1 protein-coding gene is annotated in these 279 nt (G+C 42.3%); it reads right to left on the reverse strand.

Annotated features, from left to right (window positions below; all coding sequences use genetic code 11):
- Positions 1 to 256, reverse strand: a 256-nt coding sequence (locus tag EAH57_RS15850) for an HK97 family phage prohead protease (protein WP_228200055.1), incomplete at its 3' end; no start/stop codon positions are given.
- Positions 257 to 279 lie beyond the last annotated feature (23 nt).

Raw genomic sequence — 279 nt, forward strand, 5'->3', positions numbered from 1 at the left:
GAAGCGATGCTTTCACTTCGGTAATCTTTGCTTCAGTATTTGCAGGCATGGTCACAATAGACACTTCCCACAGATCAATTTCTTTAAGTAAAAATGCACCCTTTGCAGAGTCATATTCCCAATCTTTCAGCATGTAACCAATCGACATCCCCTTGACACTGCCAGCCTTCATATGAGCATGCGCACGTTTTGCCAATGGATCATCATCAATAAGTAAACGACCACGAACAAAAAGCCCATAATCGTCTTCTTTCATCTCGGTAAATGGTCCAATCGGTT

This window comes from Acinetobacter sp. 2JN-4 (assembly GCF_003687745.1).
GTDB lineage: Bacteria > Pseudomonadota > Gammaproteobacteria > Pseudomonadales > Moraxellaceae > Acinetobacter > Acinetobacter halotolerans.